Source organism: Streptomyces sp. NPDC029292, from assembly GCF_055569295.1.
In genome coordinates this window covers 153,308-167,867 of sequence record NZ_JBVHXR010000018.1, presented here as the reverse complement: position 1 = coordinate 167,867, position 14,560 = coordinate 153,308, and the positions used below count along the sequence as shown (strand labels likewise).

Annotated in this window: 12 protein-coding genes and 2 riboswitches; of the genes, 2 read left to right on the top strand and 10 right to left on the bottom strand. The window is 69.0% G+C overall.

What is annotated here, in order from left to right:
- Positions 1-52: 52 nt before the first annotated feature.
- Entirely contained in the window at positions 53-1,366 is a 1,314-nt protein-coding gene (locus ACZ4WS_RS33680; protein ID WP_467986508.1) for an alpha/beta hydrolase, read from the top strand.
- Here ACZ4WS_RS33680 and ACZ4WS_RS33675 read toward each other — a convergent pair.
- The 10 genes from ACZ4WS_RS33675 to ACZ4WS_RS33630 all read right to left on the bottom strand — a co-directional run bounded on the left by ACZ4WS_RS33675 (position 1,266) and on the right by ACZ4WS_RS33630 (position 12,836).
- Complete coding sequence (locus ACZ4WS_RS33675) at positions 1,266-1,931, bottom strand: trimeric intracellular cation channel family protein (RefSeq protein ID WP_467986507.1); 666 nt, start codon at positions 1,929-1,931, stop codon at positions 1,266-1,268. The genes ACZ4WS_RS33680 and ACZ4WS_RS33675 overlap by 101 nt on opposite strands.
- Before the next feature lie 66 nt (positions 1,932-1,997).
- Complete coding sequence (locus ACZ4WS_RS33670; protein WP_467986506.1) at positions 1,998-3,389, bottom strand: M1 family metallopeptidase; 1,392 nt, start codon at positions 3,387-3,389, stop codon at positions 1,998-2,000.
- Between the two features lie 96 nt (positions 3,390-3,485).
- Complete coding sequence (locus tag ACZ4WS_RS33665; protein WP_467986505.1) at positions 3,486-4,961, bottom strand: ABC transporter ATP-binding protein; 1,476 nt, start codon at positions 4,959-4,961, stop codon at positions 3,486-3,488.
- The gene (locus tag ACZ4WS_RS33660) at positions 4,958-6,055 is read right to left on the bottom strand and encodes an ABC transporter ATP-binding protein (RefSeq protein ID WP_467986504.1); all 1,098 of its coding nucleotides are present in this window, start codon (positions 6,053-6,055) and stop codon (positions 4,958-4,960) included. The genes ACZ4WS_RS33665 and ACZ4WS_RS33660 overlap by 4 nt, the downstream gene beginning before the upstream one ends.
- On the bottom strand, positions 6,052-7,059 hold the full coding sequence (locus ACZ4WS_RS33655) for an ABC transporter permease (RefSeq protein ID WP_467986503.1): 1,008 nt from the start codon (positions 7,057-7,059) through the stop codon (positions 6,052-6,054). Before ACZ4WS_RS33655 ends, ACZ4WS_RS33660 begins: the two co-directional genes overlap by 4 nt.
- 72 nt (positions 7,060-7,131) lie before the next feature.
- A complete protein-coding gene (locus ACZ4WS_RS33650) occupies positions 7,132-8,883 on the bottom strand; it encodes an ABC transporter substrate-binding protein (protein WP_467986501.1) in 1,752 nt (583 codons plus the stop codon).
- A gap of 59 nt (positions 8,884-8,942) precedes the next feature.
- A complete protein-coding gene (locus ACZ4WS_RS33645) occupies positions 8,943-9,941 on the bottom strand; it encodes an ABC transporter permease (RefSeq protein ID WP_467986500.1) in 999 nt (332 codons plus the stop codon).
- A gap of 419 nt (positions 9,942-10,360) precedes the next feature.
- Positions 10,361-11,155, bottom strand: a complete 795-nt coding sequence (locus ACZ4WS_RS33640; RefSeq protein ID WP_467986499.1) for an enhanced serine sensitivity protein SseB C-terminal domain-containing protein — start codon at positions 11,153-11,155, stop codon at positions 10,361-10,363.
- 156 nt (positions 11,156-11,311) lie between these two features.
- A complete protein-coding gene (locus ACZ4WS_RS33635) occupies positions 11,312-12,088 on the bottom strand; it encodes an enhanced serine sensitivity protein SseB (RefSeq protein WP_467986497.1) in 777 nt (258 codons plus the stop codon).
- 61 nt (positions 12,089-12,149) lie between these two features.
- Positions 12,150-12,836: an AAA family ATPase gene (locus ACZ4WS_RS33630; RefSeq protein WP_467986620.1), complete on the bottom strand. Its 687-nt coding sequence runs from the start codon at positions 12,834-12,836 to the stop codon at positions 12,150-12,152.
- Between the two features lie 168 nt (positions 12,837-13,004).
- Positions 13,005-13,109, top strand: a riboswitch (glycine riboswitch).
- Positions 13,110-13,222: riboswitch (glycine riboswitch) on the top strand.
- Between the two features lie 34 nt (positions 13,223-13,256).
- Between ACZ4WS_RS33630 and gcvT the strand changes: the two genes are divergently transcribed.
- Positions 13,257-14,390 (top strand): glycine cleavage system aminomethyltransferase GcvT, encoded by a 1,134-nt coding sequence (gene gcvT / locus ACZ4WS_RS33625; RefSeq protein ID WP_467986496.1) that lies wholly within the window; start codon positions 13,257-13,259, stop codon positions 14,388-14,390.
- Positions 14,391-14,560: the final 170 nt, after the last annotated feature.

Here is a 14,560-nt window from a genome sequence, read left to right as displayed (position 1 = left end):
AGTGTCCGCACTCGTCCGTAACCTCCGCAGCCGACATCTCCTCTGAAGGGACATGAGCCTCACCGGGACGCCGTTCCTCTTCACCGCGACCGCGCTGTTCGCCCTCGCCCTCGTCCTGCCCCTGGCCCTCTGGTCCCGAGTCCGCGGCCCCGCGCCCGTGCGCAGCGCCGCCCGACTGCTGATGCTGCTGTTCGCCCAGGGCACCGCGGTCACCCTCGTCTTCGTCCTCGTCAACAACGCCAACAGCCTGTACGACAACTGGTCGGACCTGCTCGGCACCGGCAACCACGTCCAGCGGGCCGCCGACCTCGGCAGGGACGGCACCGGTGGCATCGCGCTCGAACAGCTGCCGAAGGTCCGGCAGACGTTCACCCAGGCCGACGGTCCCGGCATGCACCAGGCGGGCGGGGTGCGCGTCACCCAGCTCAAGGGCCTGGTGTCGGGGGTGGACGCGGAGGTCTACGTCTGGCTGCCGCCGCAGTACCACGAACCCGCCTACCGCCACCGGAAGTTCCCCGTCGTGGAGCTGCTGCCGGGCTATCCGGGCTCCGCGAAGGCGTGGTTCGGGTCGCTGAAGGTGCATGAGCAGCTGCTGCCGATGATGCGCTCCGGCCAGGTCGCGCCGTTCATCCTGGTCGCGCCGCGCACCACGCTGCTGGCCCGGGTGGACACGGGCTGCGCGAACATCCCGGGCACGGTGAACGCCGACAGCTGGCTCAGCCTCGACGTGCCGAAGATGGTGACCGACAACTTCCGTGCCGAGGCCGCCCCGGACGGCTGGGCGACCGCCGGCTACTCGGCGGGCGCGCACTGCGCGACGAAGCTCGCCGTCGCGCACCCCGACCGCTACCGGGCCGCGGTGAGCCTGTCCGGCTACAACGACCCGATCGGCGAACGCCATTCGCTCGCCGCGCAGAGCGTGGCGCTGCGTCGCCAGAACAACCCCTACCTGTTGCTGCGCGCCTACCGCACCCCGCCCCGCCTCGCGCTCTACTTCTCCGGCGAGTCCGGCGACGGCTACCAGGCGGGCGCCGCGCTCGAGCAGGTCGCGAAGCCGCCGACGAGCGTGCACGTGGTGCTGCTGCCGCGCAGCGCGGGCGGCCATGACATGGCGCTGTGGCGGCCGCAGGTCCCGGACGTGTTCCGCTGGCTGACCCAGCAGATCGGGACCGGCGCCAAGGGAGCCAAGGGATTTACGAGCTCTACCGGGGCCACCGGGCCCGTCGGGTCCGTCGGGGCCACCGGGGCCACCGGGTCCACGGGGTCTAGGGGGTCTCTCCCTCGGTCGCCGTCGAACGACGGTGCCACGCGCGCGGCGCTCGCCAGTGGAAGCGCATCGCGAGCAGGCGCAGGACAAAAGCGGTGACGACCGCGAGCCCGCTGGTGAACGGGGACAGCACGTCGTAGCGGATGCACAGCGCGACCATCGTGGCACCCACCATCGCGGGCACCGCGTACAGGTCGCGGTCCCAGCGCAGCAGCGAGGGCACCTCGTTGGCGAGGACGTCACGCAGCACACCGCCGCCGACGGCGGTCGCGAGGCCCAGGGCGGCCGACTGGGGCAGGCCGAGCCCGTACTCGTACGCCTTTGTGGTGCCCGCGACAGCGAACAGCCCGAGCCCGGCCGCGTCGAAGACGTTGACGCCGACCTGGATCCGCTCCACCTCCGGGTGGAGGAAGAAGACGAGGAGGGCGGCGAGCAGCGGGGTGCTGAAGTAGCCGAGGTCGGTGAACGCGGCCGGGGGCACGGCCCCGATGATCAGGTCCCGGAACAGCCCTCCGCCCAGTGCGGTGACCTCGGCGAGTACGGCGATGCCGAAGACGTCGAAGTTCTTGCGGACGGCCAGCAGCGCGCCGGAGATCGCGAAGACGAAGATCCCCACGAGGTCGAGCACATGCTGGACGGAGGGGGTGAACAGTTCCTGAAGCACCTGGACATTCTCACCCGCCGACGGGTGTGAACCTTACAAAGCAAGGCTCGCGGCAGGCGCCAATGCCTACACCGTGGGCTTGCCCGTGGTGTAGATCCAGGTCTGGAAGAGATCGTCGAGCCGCTGGCCCGAGATCTTCTCGGCGAGCTTGATGAAGTCGGCCGTGCTCGCGTTGCCGTAGCGGTGCAGCTTCGTCCAGGCGGGCAGCAGCGTGAAGAAGGCGGTGTCGCCGATGCGTTCGCGGAGCATCTGGAGCGTCATCGCACCGCGCTGGTAGACCGCCGAGGCGAACATCGTGTCGCGCTGCGGGTCGGCGACGGTGATCTGCCAGAACGCCGCGTCAGCGGGCCGCGCGTTGTACCCGGCCAGGAACGAATCGTGCGCCGAGCGGATGCCCTTGTGCTCGGACCACAGCCACTGGGCGTAGGTCGCGAAGCCCTCGTTGAGCCAGATGTCCTTCCATCGGTCCACCGAGACGGAGTCGCCGAACCACTGGTGGGCCAGCTCGTGCACGATCGTCGACTCGGAGCGCACGGCGGAGTACGCGGGCTTCGACTGGACCTCCAGCGAGAAGCCGGCCTCCGGCATGTCGTCGACGATCGCGCCGGTCTCCTCGAAGGGGTAGGGACCGAAGACCTGCGACCAGTAGTCGGTGGCCTCGGCCGTGACGCCGTACACGTCGACGCTGTTGCTGTTCGCGAGCACCGGGTCGATGGCGACGTAGATGGGCGTTCCCGCGGGGGTCGTCCCGGTCTTCACGTCGAACTTGCCGATGGTCGCGGTCGCGAGATAGGTCGCCATGGGCCTGGACTCGCGCCAGTGCGTGACGGTGGCGTCGCCCCGGTCGTACGTCGATATGAGGCGTCCGTTGGAGACGGACGTCAGGCCCTTGGGGGCCTTGATGCGGATGTCGTACGTCGCCTTGTCGGACGGATGGTCGCTGGACGGGAACCAGGTGGACGCGGCGTTGGGCTCGCAGGCGACGAAGACGCCGTCCGCCGTCTTCATCCACCCGTAGTCGGAGCCGAAGACGATGGGGCCGTTGAGGGGTTCGGGGACACCGCCGTACGTGACGGTCGCCGTGAAGGTCTTTCCCTTGGGCAGTGTGCCGCGCGGGGTGATGCGGATCTCGTCGCCCGTGCGCGTGAAGTCGGCGCGTCTGCCGTTCACTTCGACCTTCGTGACGTCCAGCTTCTGGAGGTCGAGGTCGAAGGAGGAGAGGTTCTGGGTGGCGCGGGCCGTGAGGGTCGTACGGCCGTCGAGGCGGTCGGAGTCCGGGTTGTACGCCACGTCGAGGTCGTAGTGGCGGGCGTCGAAGCCGCCGTTGCCGAGCTGAGGGAAGTACGGGTCCCCGACGCCGTCGGCGCCCGGGGTCGGGGCGGAGGAGGCGGCGATGACGAGGAAGGAGGCCGCCGCGGTCGCGAGGGCCCCTAAGCGTGCCGAACGGGAGAGTGCCATGAGCGTCCCTTTCGAGCGTGTTCCGAAGTGTCGGACACGCGAGACTCTGCACTCTCCCGTTCGAGCATGTTCATGGCTTTGCCAAGTCGTCACGGCCTACTTGCCGGTTGACTCCTGACGATCAGCGTCCTCGGCCTCGGTTTCCGATCCGGCCGAGGCATCGGCTTCGGCTTCGGCTTCGGCTTCGGCTTCGGCTTCGGCTTCGGTGTCGGTGTCGGTGTCGGTGTCGGTGTCGCCAGAGGCTTCCTCTTCGGCAGACACTTCCGAGACTTCCTCTTCAGCCGGCGCTTCCGAGGCGTCCTCGGACACCGCGGGCTCCTCCGAAGAGACCTCCTCCGAGAGAGCCTCCTGCGAAGCGGCCTCCTCCGAAGGGGCCTCCTTCGAGACCTCGGCCGGAGCCTCCCCCGACACCTCGGCGGCGTCCACCGCGGACACCAGCTCCACCGCTTCCCTCGCCGCCGACAGCAGCACCGTGTCCTGCGGCGCCTGGTCCTCGAAGTTCTCCGGGTGGTGGCATGCGACCTGCTGACCGGGCCTCAGCTCGATGAGCGGGGGCTCGGTCGTCTTGCAGATCTCCGTGGCCTTCCAGCAGCGCGTGTGGAAGCGGCAGCCGCTCGGCGGCGAGATCGGCGAGGGCACGTCGCCGCGGAGCAGGATCCGCTCGCTCTTGGCGCCCCGGCGCTTGGGGTCCGGGACCGGCACGGCCGACATCAGGGCCTTGGTGTACGGGTGCATCGGCGCCTCGTACAGCGAGGTGCGGTCGGCGAGTTCGACGATCTTGCCGAGGTACATCACCGCGATGCGGTCCGAGACATGGCGGACGACGGAGAGGTCGTGCGCGATGATCACGTACGTCAGGCCGAGCTCCTGCTGGAGGTCGTCCATGAGGTTGACGACCTGCGCCTGGATCGACACGTCCAGCGCCGAGACTGGCTCGTCCGCCACGACCAGCTTCGGCTTCAGGGCGAGCGCGCGGGCGATGCCGATGCGCTGGCGCTGGCCGCCGGAGAACTCGTGCGGGTAGCGGTTGTAGTGCTCGGGGCTCAGGCCCACCAGCTCCAGGAGCCGCTGGACCTCCTTCTTCACGCCGCCCTCGGGCTCCACGCCCTGGAGCCGGAAGGGCGCCGAGACGATCGAGCCGATGGTGTGCCGGGGGTTCAGCGACCCGTACGGGTCCTGGAAGATCATCTGGATGTCGCGGCGCAGCGGGCGCATCTTCCCCGCGCTGAGCGAGGTGATGTCCTGGCCCTCGAACTCGATGGTGCCGCCGGTCGGGTCCTGGAGCCGGGTGATGACCCGGCCCATGGTCGACTTGCCGCAGCCGGACTCGCCGACGACGCCGAGGGTCTCGCCCTTGCGGACCTCGAAGTCGATGCCGTCGACCGCCTTCACCGCGGCGACCTGGCGCTGGAGGATGCCCTTCCGGATGGGGAAGTGCTTCTTCAGCCCCTGGACCCGGAGCAGGACCTCGCGGTCCTCCGAGCCCTTCGCGGAATCCGCTCGGTCCTCGGTGGCCGCTGCCTGCTGCGGGATCACCGCGTCGGCGGCGTCCGTCTTCTTTGTCTCACTCACAGCTTCGGCGCAATCTCTTCGGTCCAGATCCGCGTACGGTCCTCCTGCGAGAGGTGGCAGGCGGTGTAGTGCCCGCTGCCGACCAGCTGCAGTTCGGGGCGCACGGTACGGGTGACATCGCCCTTGGGCAGGTCCGCGTACGGGCAGCGCGGGTGGAAGGCGCAGCCCGAGGGGACGTTGATGAGGCTCGGCGGCTGGCCCTTGACCGGGATGAGCCGGTCGGAAGTCTCCCGGTCGATGCGCGGCATCGAGCCGAGCAGACCCCAGGTGTACGGGTGCTGCGGCTGCTCGAAGATCCTGTCGACGGGACCGCGCTCCGCGCACCGGCCGCCGTACATCACCAGGACCTCGTCGGCGATCTCGGCCACCACACCCAGGTCGTGGGTGATGAGGACGACCGCGGAGCCGAACTCCTTCTGCAGATCCCGGATGAGGTCGAGGATCTGCGCCTGGACGGTGACGTCGAGGGCGGTCGTCGGCTCGTCCGCGATGAGCAGCTCGGGGTTGTTGACCAGCGCCATCGCGATCATCGCGCGCTGGCGCATACCGCCGGAGAACTCGTGCGGGTAGCCGTCGACGCGCTTGGCGGGCTCGGGAATGCCGACCCGGTCGAGCATCTCGATGGCCCGCTTGCGCGCGACCTTCTTGCTGACGTTGTTGTGGACGCGGTACGCCTCCACGATCTGGCTGCCGATCGTGTAGTACGGGTGCATCGCCGAGAGCGGGTCCTGGAAGATCATCGCCATCTCGCGGCCGCGGAGCTTGCGCACCTCGTCCGGAGCGGCATTGACCAGTTCCTTGCCGTCCAGCCAGATCTCGCCGGACATCTGGACGTTCTTGCCGCGCGCGCCGAGCCGGTGCAGGCCCATGATCGCCAGCGAGGTGACGGACTTCCCGGAGCCCGACTCGCCCACGATGGAGAGGGTCTTGCCCTTCTCCAGCGAGAAGCTGAGCCCGTCGACGGACTTGACCAGGCCGTCGTCGGTCGGGAAGTGCACCTTGAGGTCGCGCACTTCGAGGAAGGCGCTCGGAGCGTCGGAGGGCGAGGTGACGGGCTCGCCGACCGCGGCGCCGGTCTTGGACAGTTCGGTCACGAGAGCCTCACCCGCGGGTCGGCGGCGGCGTACAACAGGTCCACCAGGAGATTTGCGATCACGACGAAGAAGGCGGCGAGGAGGGTCACGCCGAGGATGGGGGGCAGGTCGTTGTCGGTGATGCCGTCCACCGCGTACTCGCCTACGCCGTGCAGCGAGAACACGGTCTCGGTGATCACGGCACCGCCGAGCAGCAGGCCGAGGTCCATGCCGAAGACCGTGATGATCGGGGTGAGGGCAGCGCGCAGTCCGTGCCGGACCACCACGTTGCGCTCGCGCAGGCCCTTGGCGCGGGCCGTGCGGATGAAGTCCTCGTTCATCGTCTCCAGCATGCCCGAGCGGGTGAGCCGCGCGTAGATGGCGGAGTACAGGAGTGCGAGAGAACACCAGGCGGGGAAGAGGGTGTTGGCCCACTGCGCCGGGTTCTCGGTGAACGGGACGTAGGTGCGGCCGAAGATCGGCCACTGGTAGGTGAAGAGCAGCAGCGCCAGGTTGCCCGTGAAGAACATGGGCAGCGAGACACCGGCGAGCGCGACGCCCATGAAGGTGCGGTCGAAGATCGAGCGCGGCTTCAGCGCGGAGACGACGCCGACCGCCACACCCGAGACAAGCCACAGGACGGCGGCCCCCGCGGCCAGCGAGAGAGTCACCGGAAGGCGGGAGGTGAGCTGCGGCCAGACAGCCTGGTGGGTCTTGAAGGAGTACCCGAAGCAGGGTGCGTCGCAGTGCGCCGTGGTGGGGCCGAGGTCATAGGTGGCGCCGCCCACGATCCCCTTGATGAAGTGCCAGTACTGGACGTAGACGGGCTGGTCCAGACCGAGGTTGTGCTTGACCGCGAGGATGTCGGCCTTCGACGGGCTCTTACCGATGTACTGCTGCGCCAACTGGTCGGCGGTCTGGCCGGCCATCCTTGGCAGCAGGAAGAAGATGGCGAAGGTGACCGCGGAGACGACCAGCAGCAGGATCACTGCCGCTACCGTCCGACGGAGAATGTACGAGATCACGGGGATCGGCGCTGGTGCCCGCGGGCCGCGAAGCCCGCGGGCACCAATGCCTTCACCTGCCTTCCGGGGCTGCTACTTCTTCGTGGTGCCGATGTTGAGGTAGTCGTACTGACCGCTGAAGGCCGCCGTCGACACCAGGTTGGTGTTGGTCGTCGGACGGGCCAGCAGCACCTTGAAGTAGGTCAGCGGGACCAGGACGGCGTCGTCCATCGTCTTCTTGTCGATCTCGGTGTACAGGCTGTTGCGCTCGGTGTCGTCCTGGGTGCCGATCGCCTTCGCCAGGAGGGCGTTGACATCCTTGCTGTCGTACTGCGACAGGTTGGTGTTACCGGACTGGCTGATCGCCTGACCGTTCAGGATCTGCTGCAGGAAGCCGTAGCCGGACGGCCAGTCGGCGCCCCACTGCATCATGATCAGACCGATGTTGTTCTTCACGGTGAACTTCGGGACACCGGCGTAGTCGGTGAAGTACTTGCCCGACGGGTACTGCTTCAGGCTGGCGTTGATGCCGACGCTCTTCAGCGAGTTGATGATCGCGGTGGCCGCGTCGATCTCCTGCGGACGGTCGCTGCGCGCCGAGATGTTCGTCGTGATCGACGACTTGCCGCAGGCCTTCAGCTGCTCCTTGGCCTTGGCCGCGTCACCCTTGTTGCCGGCGGACGCGTAGACGTCCGACTTCGCGTAGCCCGGGATGTCGGGCGGGAGGACGGTGGAGGCGACGTCACCACGGATCGGGCCGCCCTCGGCGGTCTGCACCGAGACCTTGTCGATCGCGTACTGCACGGCCTTGCGGCACTCGACCTTGTTGAACGGCGCGACCTTGGTGTTGATCGCCATGTAGACGAGACGGCCACCGTAGGTGTTGTCCGTGTTGGCCTTCTTGTCGGCCGAGCTGAGCACCTGCGCCTGAGTGGCGGCCTGGACACCCGTACCGCCGAGGTCGATCGCGTCGCCGGCCAGGACGTCCTTGTCGATCGTCTCGGCGTTGACCTTCAGGTTGACGACGATCTTGTCCGGGTACTGCTTGCGCAGCGGGTCGGTCGAGGCGTCCCAGTTCTCGTTGCGCACGAGGACGGCCTGCTTGCCCTCGGAGTAGCTCTGGAACTTGTACGAGCCCGAGGACACGATGTTCTTGACGTAGTCGACGCCCGTGTCCTTCGCCTGCGGCACCGGAGCCGTCTGCGGGGCCGCGACCAGGTAGTCGAACTCCTGGAAGGCCTGCTTCAGGTGGAACACGACCGTGGTGTCGTCGGGGGTCTCGATCGACGACAGGCCCTTGGCGCTCTTGTCCTTGTAGGGACCCTTGTACTTGTCGCCGCCCACGAGGAACTGCTGGAAGTAGTTCGGGCCGAGGGAGAGCACGTCACGCGCGAAGTTGGAGCGCTCGACGGCGTACTTCACGTCCTTCGACGTGATCGCCGAGCCGTCCTGGTACTTCAGGCCCGAACGCAGCTTGTACGTCCAGGTCTTGCCGCCGTCGCTCGGGACACCCTTGCTCGCGGCGAGGTCCGGGACGAGGGTGTTGCCCTTCTCGCCGGCGCCGGGCTCGAACGTCATCAGCGGGCGGGCGTACAGCCGGCTGAAGTTGTACATGTACGCGTAGTACGTGTTGCCCGGGTCGAAGGAGTCCGGGACGTCGGAGTACTCGTAAGTGACCGTCCCGCCCTTCTTCGTGGAGGCGTTGACGACATCCTTGGTCGCTGCGTTGGCCCCAGCTGATTTGGTGGTGTCGTCGTTCTTGTTGTCATCGGCCTTGCTACAGCCTGCGAGAAGCAGGCTCGCGGAGCCGATGGCCGCAACTGCGGCCAGCGCTGACCTTCGCATGATGGTCGGGTTCCCCTCCATAGTCGGAAACTTGTTGGGCTCTCGGTGTGCGGCAGGCTTCAGCGGCTGCGCGGGTCGAGAGCGTCGCGCAGACCGTCGCCGAGCAGGTTGAACGCCAGCACGGTCACGAAGATGGCGAGACCAGGCACGATCATGAACTGCGGGTCGACCTCGTAGAAGGTCACCGCTTCCCTGAGCATGCCGCCCCACGACGCCTGCGGGGGCTGGATACCGACCCCGAGGAAGCTCAGGGACGCCTCGAAGAGGATGTTGGTCGGGATGAGCAGCGTCGAGTAGACGATGATCGGGCCGACCAGGTTGGGCAGCAGCTCCCGGAAGAGGATGTACGGGCCCTTGGCGCCCATGCCCCGGGAGGCGTCCACGAATTCCCGCTCGCGCAGCGCGAGGGTCTGGCCGCGGACGATCCGACCCAGGTAGGGCCAGTTGAAGAAGCCGATGACGAAGATCAGCACGCTCAGGTGGAGCGGGAGCCCTTCGAGGCCGAACGCGCCGCCCTGCAGGGTGGCGGAGATGGCGATGGCGAAGAGCAGGAGGGGGAAGGCGAGGAAGGTGTCCATCAGCCGGCTGATGATCGAGTCGACCCGTCCGCCGTAGTAGCCGGCGACGACGCCCAGGATCGCGCCGATCACGTTGGACAGGACCGTGGCGCCGAAGGCGACCACCAGCGACACCCAGGAGCCCTCCAGGACGCGGGTGGCGATGTCGCGGCCGAACTTCGGGTCCACGCCGAGGGGGTGGTCCCAGCTCATTCCACCGAAGCCGCCCTTGGGCAGCGAGGTGTTGGGGTCGATCAGGTCCTGGTGGAAGGCGTTCGGGTCAAGGCCGAACAGGGCCTGGATGGGCCGGGCGAGCACGGCCAGCAGGATGAGCAGCACGACGATGACACCGCCGGCGACCGCCACTCTGTCGCGCTTGAAGCGCGTCCAGGCGATCTGTCCCAGGGAACGGCCCTCGATCTGCCCCTTGTCGACTCCGGCAAGCACGGCCTCAGGCTGTACTTCCGATGCCGCCCCGGTGGTCTCGATCGGTGCGGTCACAGTGACCCGACCCCTCTGACCGGTGGTGACCGGCCTACGCCCGCCGCTGTCTGCGGCTTGGTTCACTTGCACGCCGGGTGGTGGCCACAGATGGTGCGGCCTGGTGACCCGGCTGATCCGTCGACTTGCATTCGCGCACAGGATCGATGACCCCATGTCTGATGGGCGAGTCTTCAGTGCCGCCACGATCACGTGCCAGGTCTGATGGAGAAAGTATGCGCAACCGTGATGCGGTTAAGGGGATTCCGTTATCCGAACAGTGGGTAACGCGGGCCGGACAGGGGTCAGTTGGGCCGGAAAGGCCCATCAGGCACCCTTTCGGCAGGTGTCATCCCCAAAGGGGACATCCAGCCCTTACGTCTTCTCGCGCGCAGGTCAGAGGCGAGGCCGCGGCAGGTCCGGGGTGTGCGGAACCGGGGTCAGTAGGACCTGGGCTGCGGATAGCCGTACCCATCCGCCATCGGCGCCTGTGCCGGAGCCGCGTGCGCCTCACGGTCGTAGAACGGCCGCGCGTTGGCGCGCAGCCACATCGCCACCGGGTCGAACTCGTCGGACATCGCGACGGTCGAGACGGGCAGTCCGTCCGGCACCGCGCCGATGGACTGCTGCATCATCGCCCGCACCGAGTCGACGGCGGACGGCGAAGTGTCGTACACATCAAGACCGATGGCGAGATACGGCGCCCCGAGCGCGGGCTGTACCCAGGCGCGGCGCAGCGAGCGCACGGCGGGTGTGCGGTGCGCGTTCTGCGTGAGCAGGGCGTAGAACTGGGGAATCTCGATGCCCGGTTCGGACAGCCGCAGCGGACCCGCGGGCTGGCGCTCCAGACCGGCCGCGATGCGGCGCAGGTCCAGCCAGGGGATGCCGACGCCGCCGCCGGGGGCATGCGGGTTCAGCCAGAGGCCGAACTGGTCCGGGTACAGGGTGCGGGCGACGTCGAGGCCGTCCACCACCTCGTACGAGCGGTTCCAGCCGCTGGCGGAGAGCTCCTGAGCGGAGGTCACGCACGGCGCGTACCCGAAGCCCTCCACCTCCATGTTCCCGTACTGCGCGTCAGGGGAGCCGGCCTGGCCGTGCCAGAGCAGCATCCAGACCTGGCCGGCGGACGGGGTCGCCAGCGCGCGAAGGAGCGCCTCGTAGGCGTCATAACGCCCGGGCGTCACCTGGCGCAGCATGTGCTCGACCTGCCCGGCCGCGGTGCCGCTGGCGCTCACCTGTACCGCCCCTTCGAGAAGTTGCCCCGGATATGAAACCAGCTTAAGTGGAGCCGCCGACAGCAACCGCCCAAGAGCTCGGGGCTTCTTGCCCGTCGGCGGGTGCGGGTTGTTCGTGGTTGATCGCGCAGTTCCCCGCGCCCCTTACGGGGCTGCTCAGTGGCCGTGTTGGTAGAAGGGCCGCACGTTTTCCCTCATCCAGTCGCCCACCGGGTCCTGGGCCACGTCGAGGAGGACGAGGTTGACCGGCCACTTCACCGCGACCCTGCCCAGTGCGCGGCCGAGGGCGTCCATGGGCAGCGCTCGCAGGTCGCCCTCCCACTGGGACAGTTCGACGCCGATGAACATCACGGGGTCGCCGCCCTCGATACTGGCGAGGCAGCGGCGGGCGCTCAGGACCACGCCGGTCGCGGCGAACTCGGCGGAGGCCGCGGACAGGAAGTCCACCGGGTCGTCCTGCCAGTCGGGCTCGAACAGCCGCACCCGGCCGCCGCTCGCGGGCCCGTCCAGCGGGGTCCGCCCGGCCTTGCACAGCTCGGCGACCGCGAGGGGCGGCAGCGGTACGCCGACCACGCCGTCCGGATTGACCGCGATGCCGACCTGCGGGGGGAGCCCGCGGGCGAACTCGACGGCGGGCGCGATCGTGTACGCCATGTGGCCGCCGGTGACCTGGCGGAACTGCTCCTCGGAGCTGAAGACAGGGACGTACGCCTGCCCCTCGAGCTCCAGCGTGGGCAGGTCCAGCGGGCCGGTGTGCGGGCCGCCGCCGTTCGGCAGGGGCACCCAGACGAAGCTGCGGCCGAGGACCTCGATGATGCGCGCGCCCGCAGAGGGCACGCCGAGGGACGAGGCGAGCACCTCCTCCAGCTCATTGCCGGGCCATCCGCCGTGCGGGTGGGGGTGCGCCTGTGCCGGGAAGTCGGGGAAGTCCATCTGTCTACCGCCTGCTTTGAACCGCTGTTCCGGTGTTCCGGCTGGCAAGGTTAGTGGGCTCCTACGCGGCTCCGCCGCCGAAGTCGATCCGGCGCAGCACGTCCGCCGCGTCCCGGTCGATGAGCACCGCCGAGCCACAGCCCTCCGGCAGGTCGCCCTGCTCGACGGAGCGCAGCAGCCGGGCCACCGCGCCGCGATGCCGGGCGAACGCGTACCGCGAGACGCCGCGGCCGCGCTCGCGCTGGCCCTCCAGGGCCGTGCCCGGCATGACGTCGAGCAGCAGCAGGTGCAGCGCGCCGCCCCGGCGCCGGGCCTCACGGGCGAGCCAGCGCCGCACCCAGGCCTGCGTGCCGCAGTCGTGCACGACGACTCCGGCGCCGGAGCGCAGCGCGCGGCGCAGACCCGCGTAGTGCGCGAGGCGGACGAGGGGGCGGTAGACGGCGTACGGGAGCCGGCGGGCCAGCAGCCGGCCGTCCCAGCGGTCCCGGGTGTCCTGCGAGTCGACGCGCGCGCCGCTCACGGCGCGGCGCATCAGCGTCGACTTGCCGCTGCCGGGCAGGCCGGTGACCACGACGAGGTCCGATGCCCCGAAGTACAGACCGTGCGGGCTGTGTCCCGCGCGGTCCCTGAGGTCGCGCACGACGGCCGTCGGCAGCGGGCCGCACGCCTCCCGGGCCGGGGCACCGGGCTGCTTGGGCAGCGCGACGGCCGAGGTCGTGGCGTACGCCGTGGTCCTGTTCACCGTGATCGTCCTCCCCTTGGGTGTGGAGTCCCATCCCCGTCGAGTGTAAAGAGAAGGTAATGCGCGGCGCTTCCTGTTTCCGTTCTCGGACTGCCACAGGCCGGTTACAGATGCGGACTGCCGTGATCGGACAGCGCGTGCAATGATGTGCCCGCCAACTGCATACCGGCCGCTTGAATCCGCGCGGGAGAGTTCTCAGTCACGTACGTCGTGTGCTGAGGCGCCGAAGGAGCAAGTCCCTCCCTTGAATCTCTCAGGCCCCGTTACCGCGCGGGCGAGGCACATCTGAAAAGCGGGCCGCTGACCAGTGGCTCCACCCAAGGTGCAAGTCAGGACCACCGCCGTGCGGGGTCGTGATGAACCTCTCAGGTTCCGATGACAGATGGGGAGGAACGACCTCGCCGTCATGCCTTGGGAGCCCTACCGATGAGCAGTAACGCACCCCGTCATACCGCGCTCGATGCCCTGCATCGCTCGCTCGGCGCGACGATGACCGACTTCGCAGGCTGGGACATGCCCCTGCGCTACGGCTCCGAGCGCGACGAGCACCTCGCCGTCCGGACGAAGGCCGGTCTCTTCGACCTCTCGCACATGGGCGAGATCACGGTCACCGGCCCCGAGGCCGCGGCGCTCCTGAACTACGCGCTGGTCGGCAACATCGCCTCCGTCGGCGTCGGCCGCGCCCGCTACACCATGATCTGCCAGGCGGACGGCGGCATCCTCGACGACCTGATCGTGTACCGGCTGGCCGACACCGAAGCCGGCTCTTCTCACTACATGGTCGTCGCCAACGCCTCCAACGCCCAGGTGGTGCTGGACGCGCTCACCGAGCGCGCGGCGGGCTTCGACGCCGTCGTGCGCGACGACCGTGACGCGTACGCGCTGATCGCCGTGCAGGGCCCCGAGTCCCCCGGCATCCTCAAGTCGCTCACCGAGGCCGACCTGAACGGCCTGAAGTACTACGCGGGCCTGCCCGGCACCGTCGCGGGCGTCCCGGCGCTGATCGCGCGCACCGGTTACACCGGCGAGGACGGCTTCGAGCTGTTCGTCGCTCCCGCCGACGCCGAGAAGCTGTGGCTGGCGCTGACCGAGGCGGGCGCCCCCGTCGGGCTCGTCCCCTGCGGCCTTTCCTGCCGCGACACGCTGCGCCTGGAGGCGGGCATGCCGCTGTACGGGCACGAGCTGAGCACCTCGCTCACCCCCTTCGACGCGGGCCTGGGACGGGTCGTGAAGTTCGAGAAGGAGGGCGACTTCGTGGGGCGCGAGGCGCTCACCGAGGCCGCCGCGCGGGCGCTCGCCAACCCGCCGCGGGTGCTCGTCGGCCTGCTCGCCGAGGGCCGTCGCGTCCCGCGCGCCGGGTACCAGGTCGTCGCCGGCGGTCAGGTGATCGGCGAGGTCACCTCGGGCGCGCCGTCCCCGACGCTGGGCAAGCCGATCGCGATGGCGTACGTCGACGCCGCGCACGCCGCGCCGGGCACGGCCGGGGTCGGTGTGGACATCCGGGGCAGCCACGAGCCGTACGAGGTCGTTGCGCTGCCGTTCTATAAGCGCCAGAAGTAACTCCGAGCGCGAGCGCGCCTTACGTTACGAGCGTGCGCGCGCCCTGCGTGACGAGCGCGAGCGCGCCGTGCGTCACGAGCTCGCGGCTTGCGTCACGAGCTCCGGGCCTCGCCTCACGAGTTCGCGGCCTCACCTCACGAGCTCGAGCGCGTCCTACGTGACGTACATCC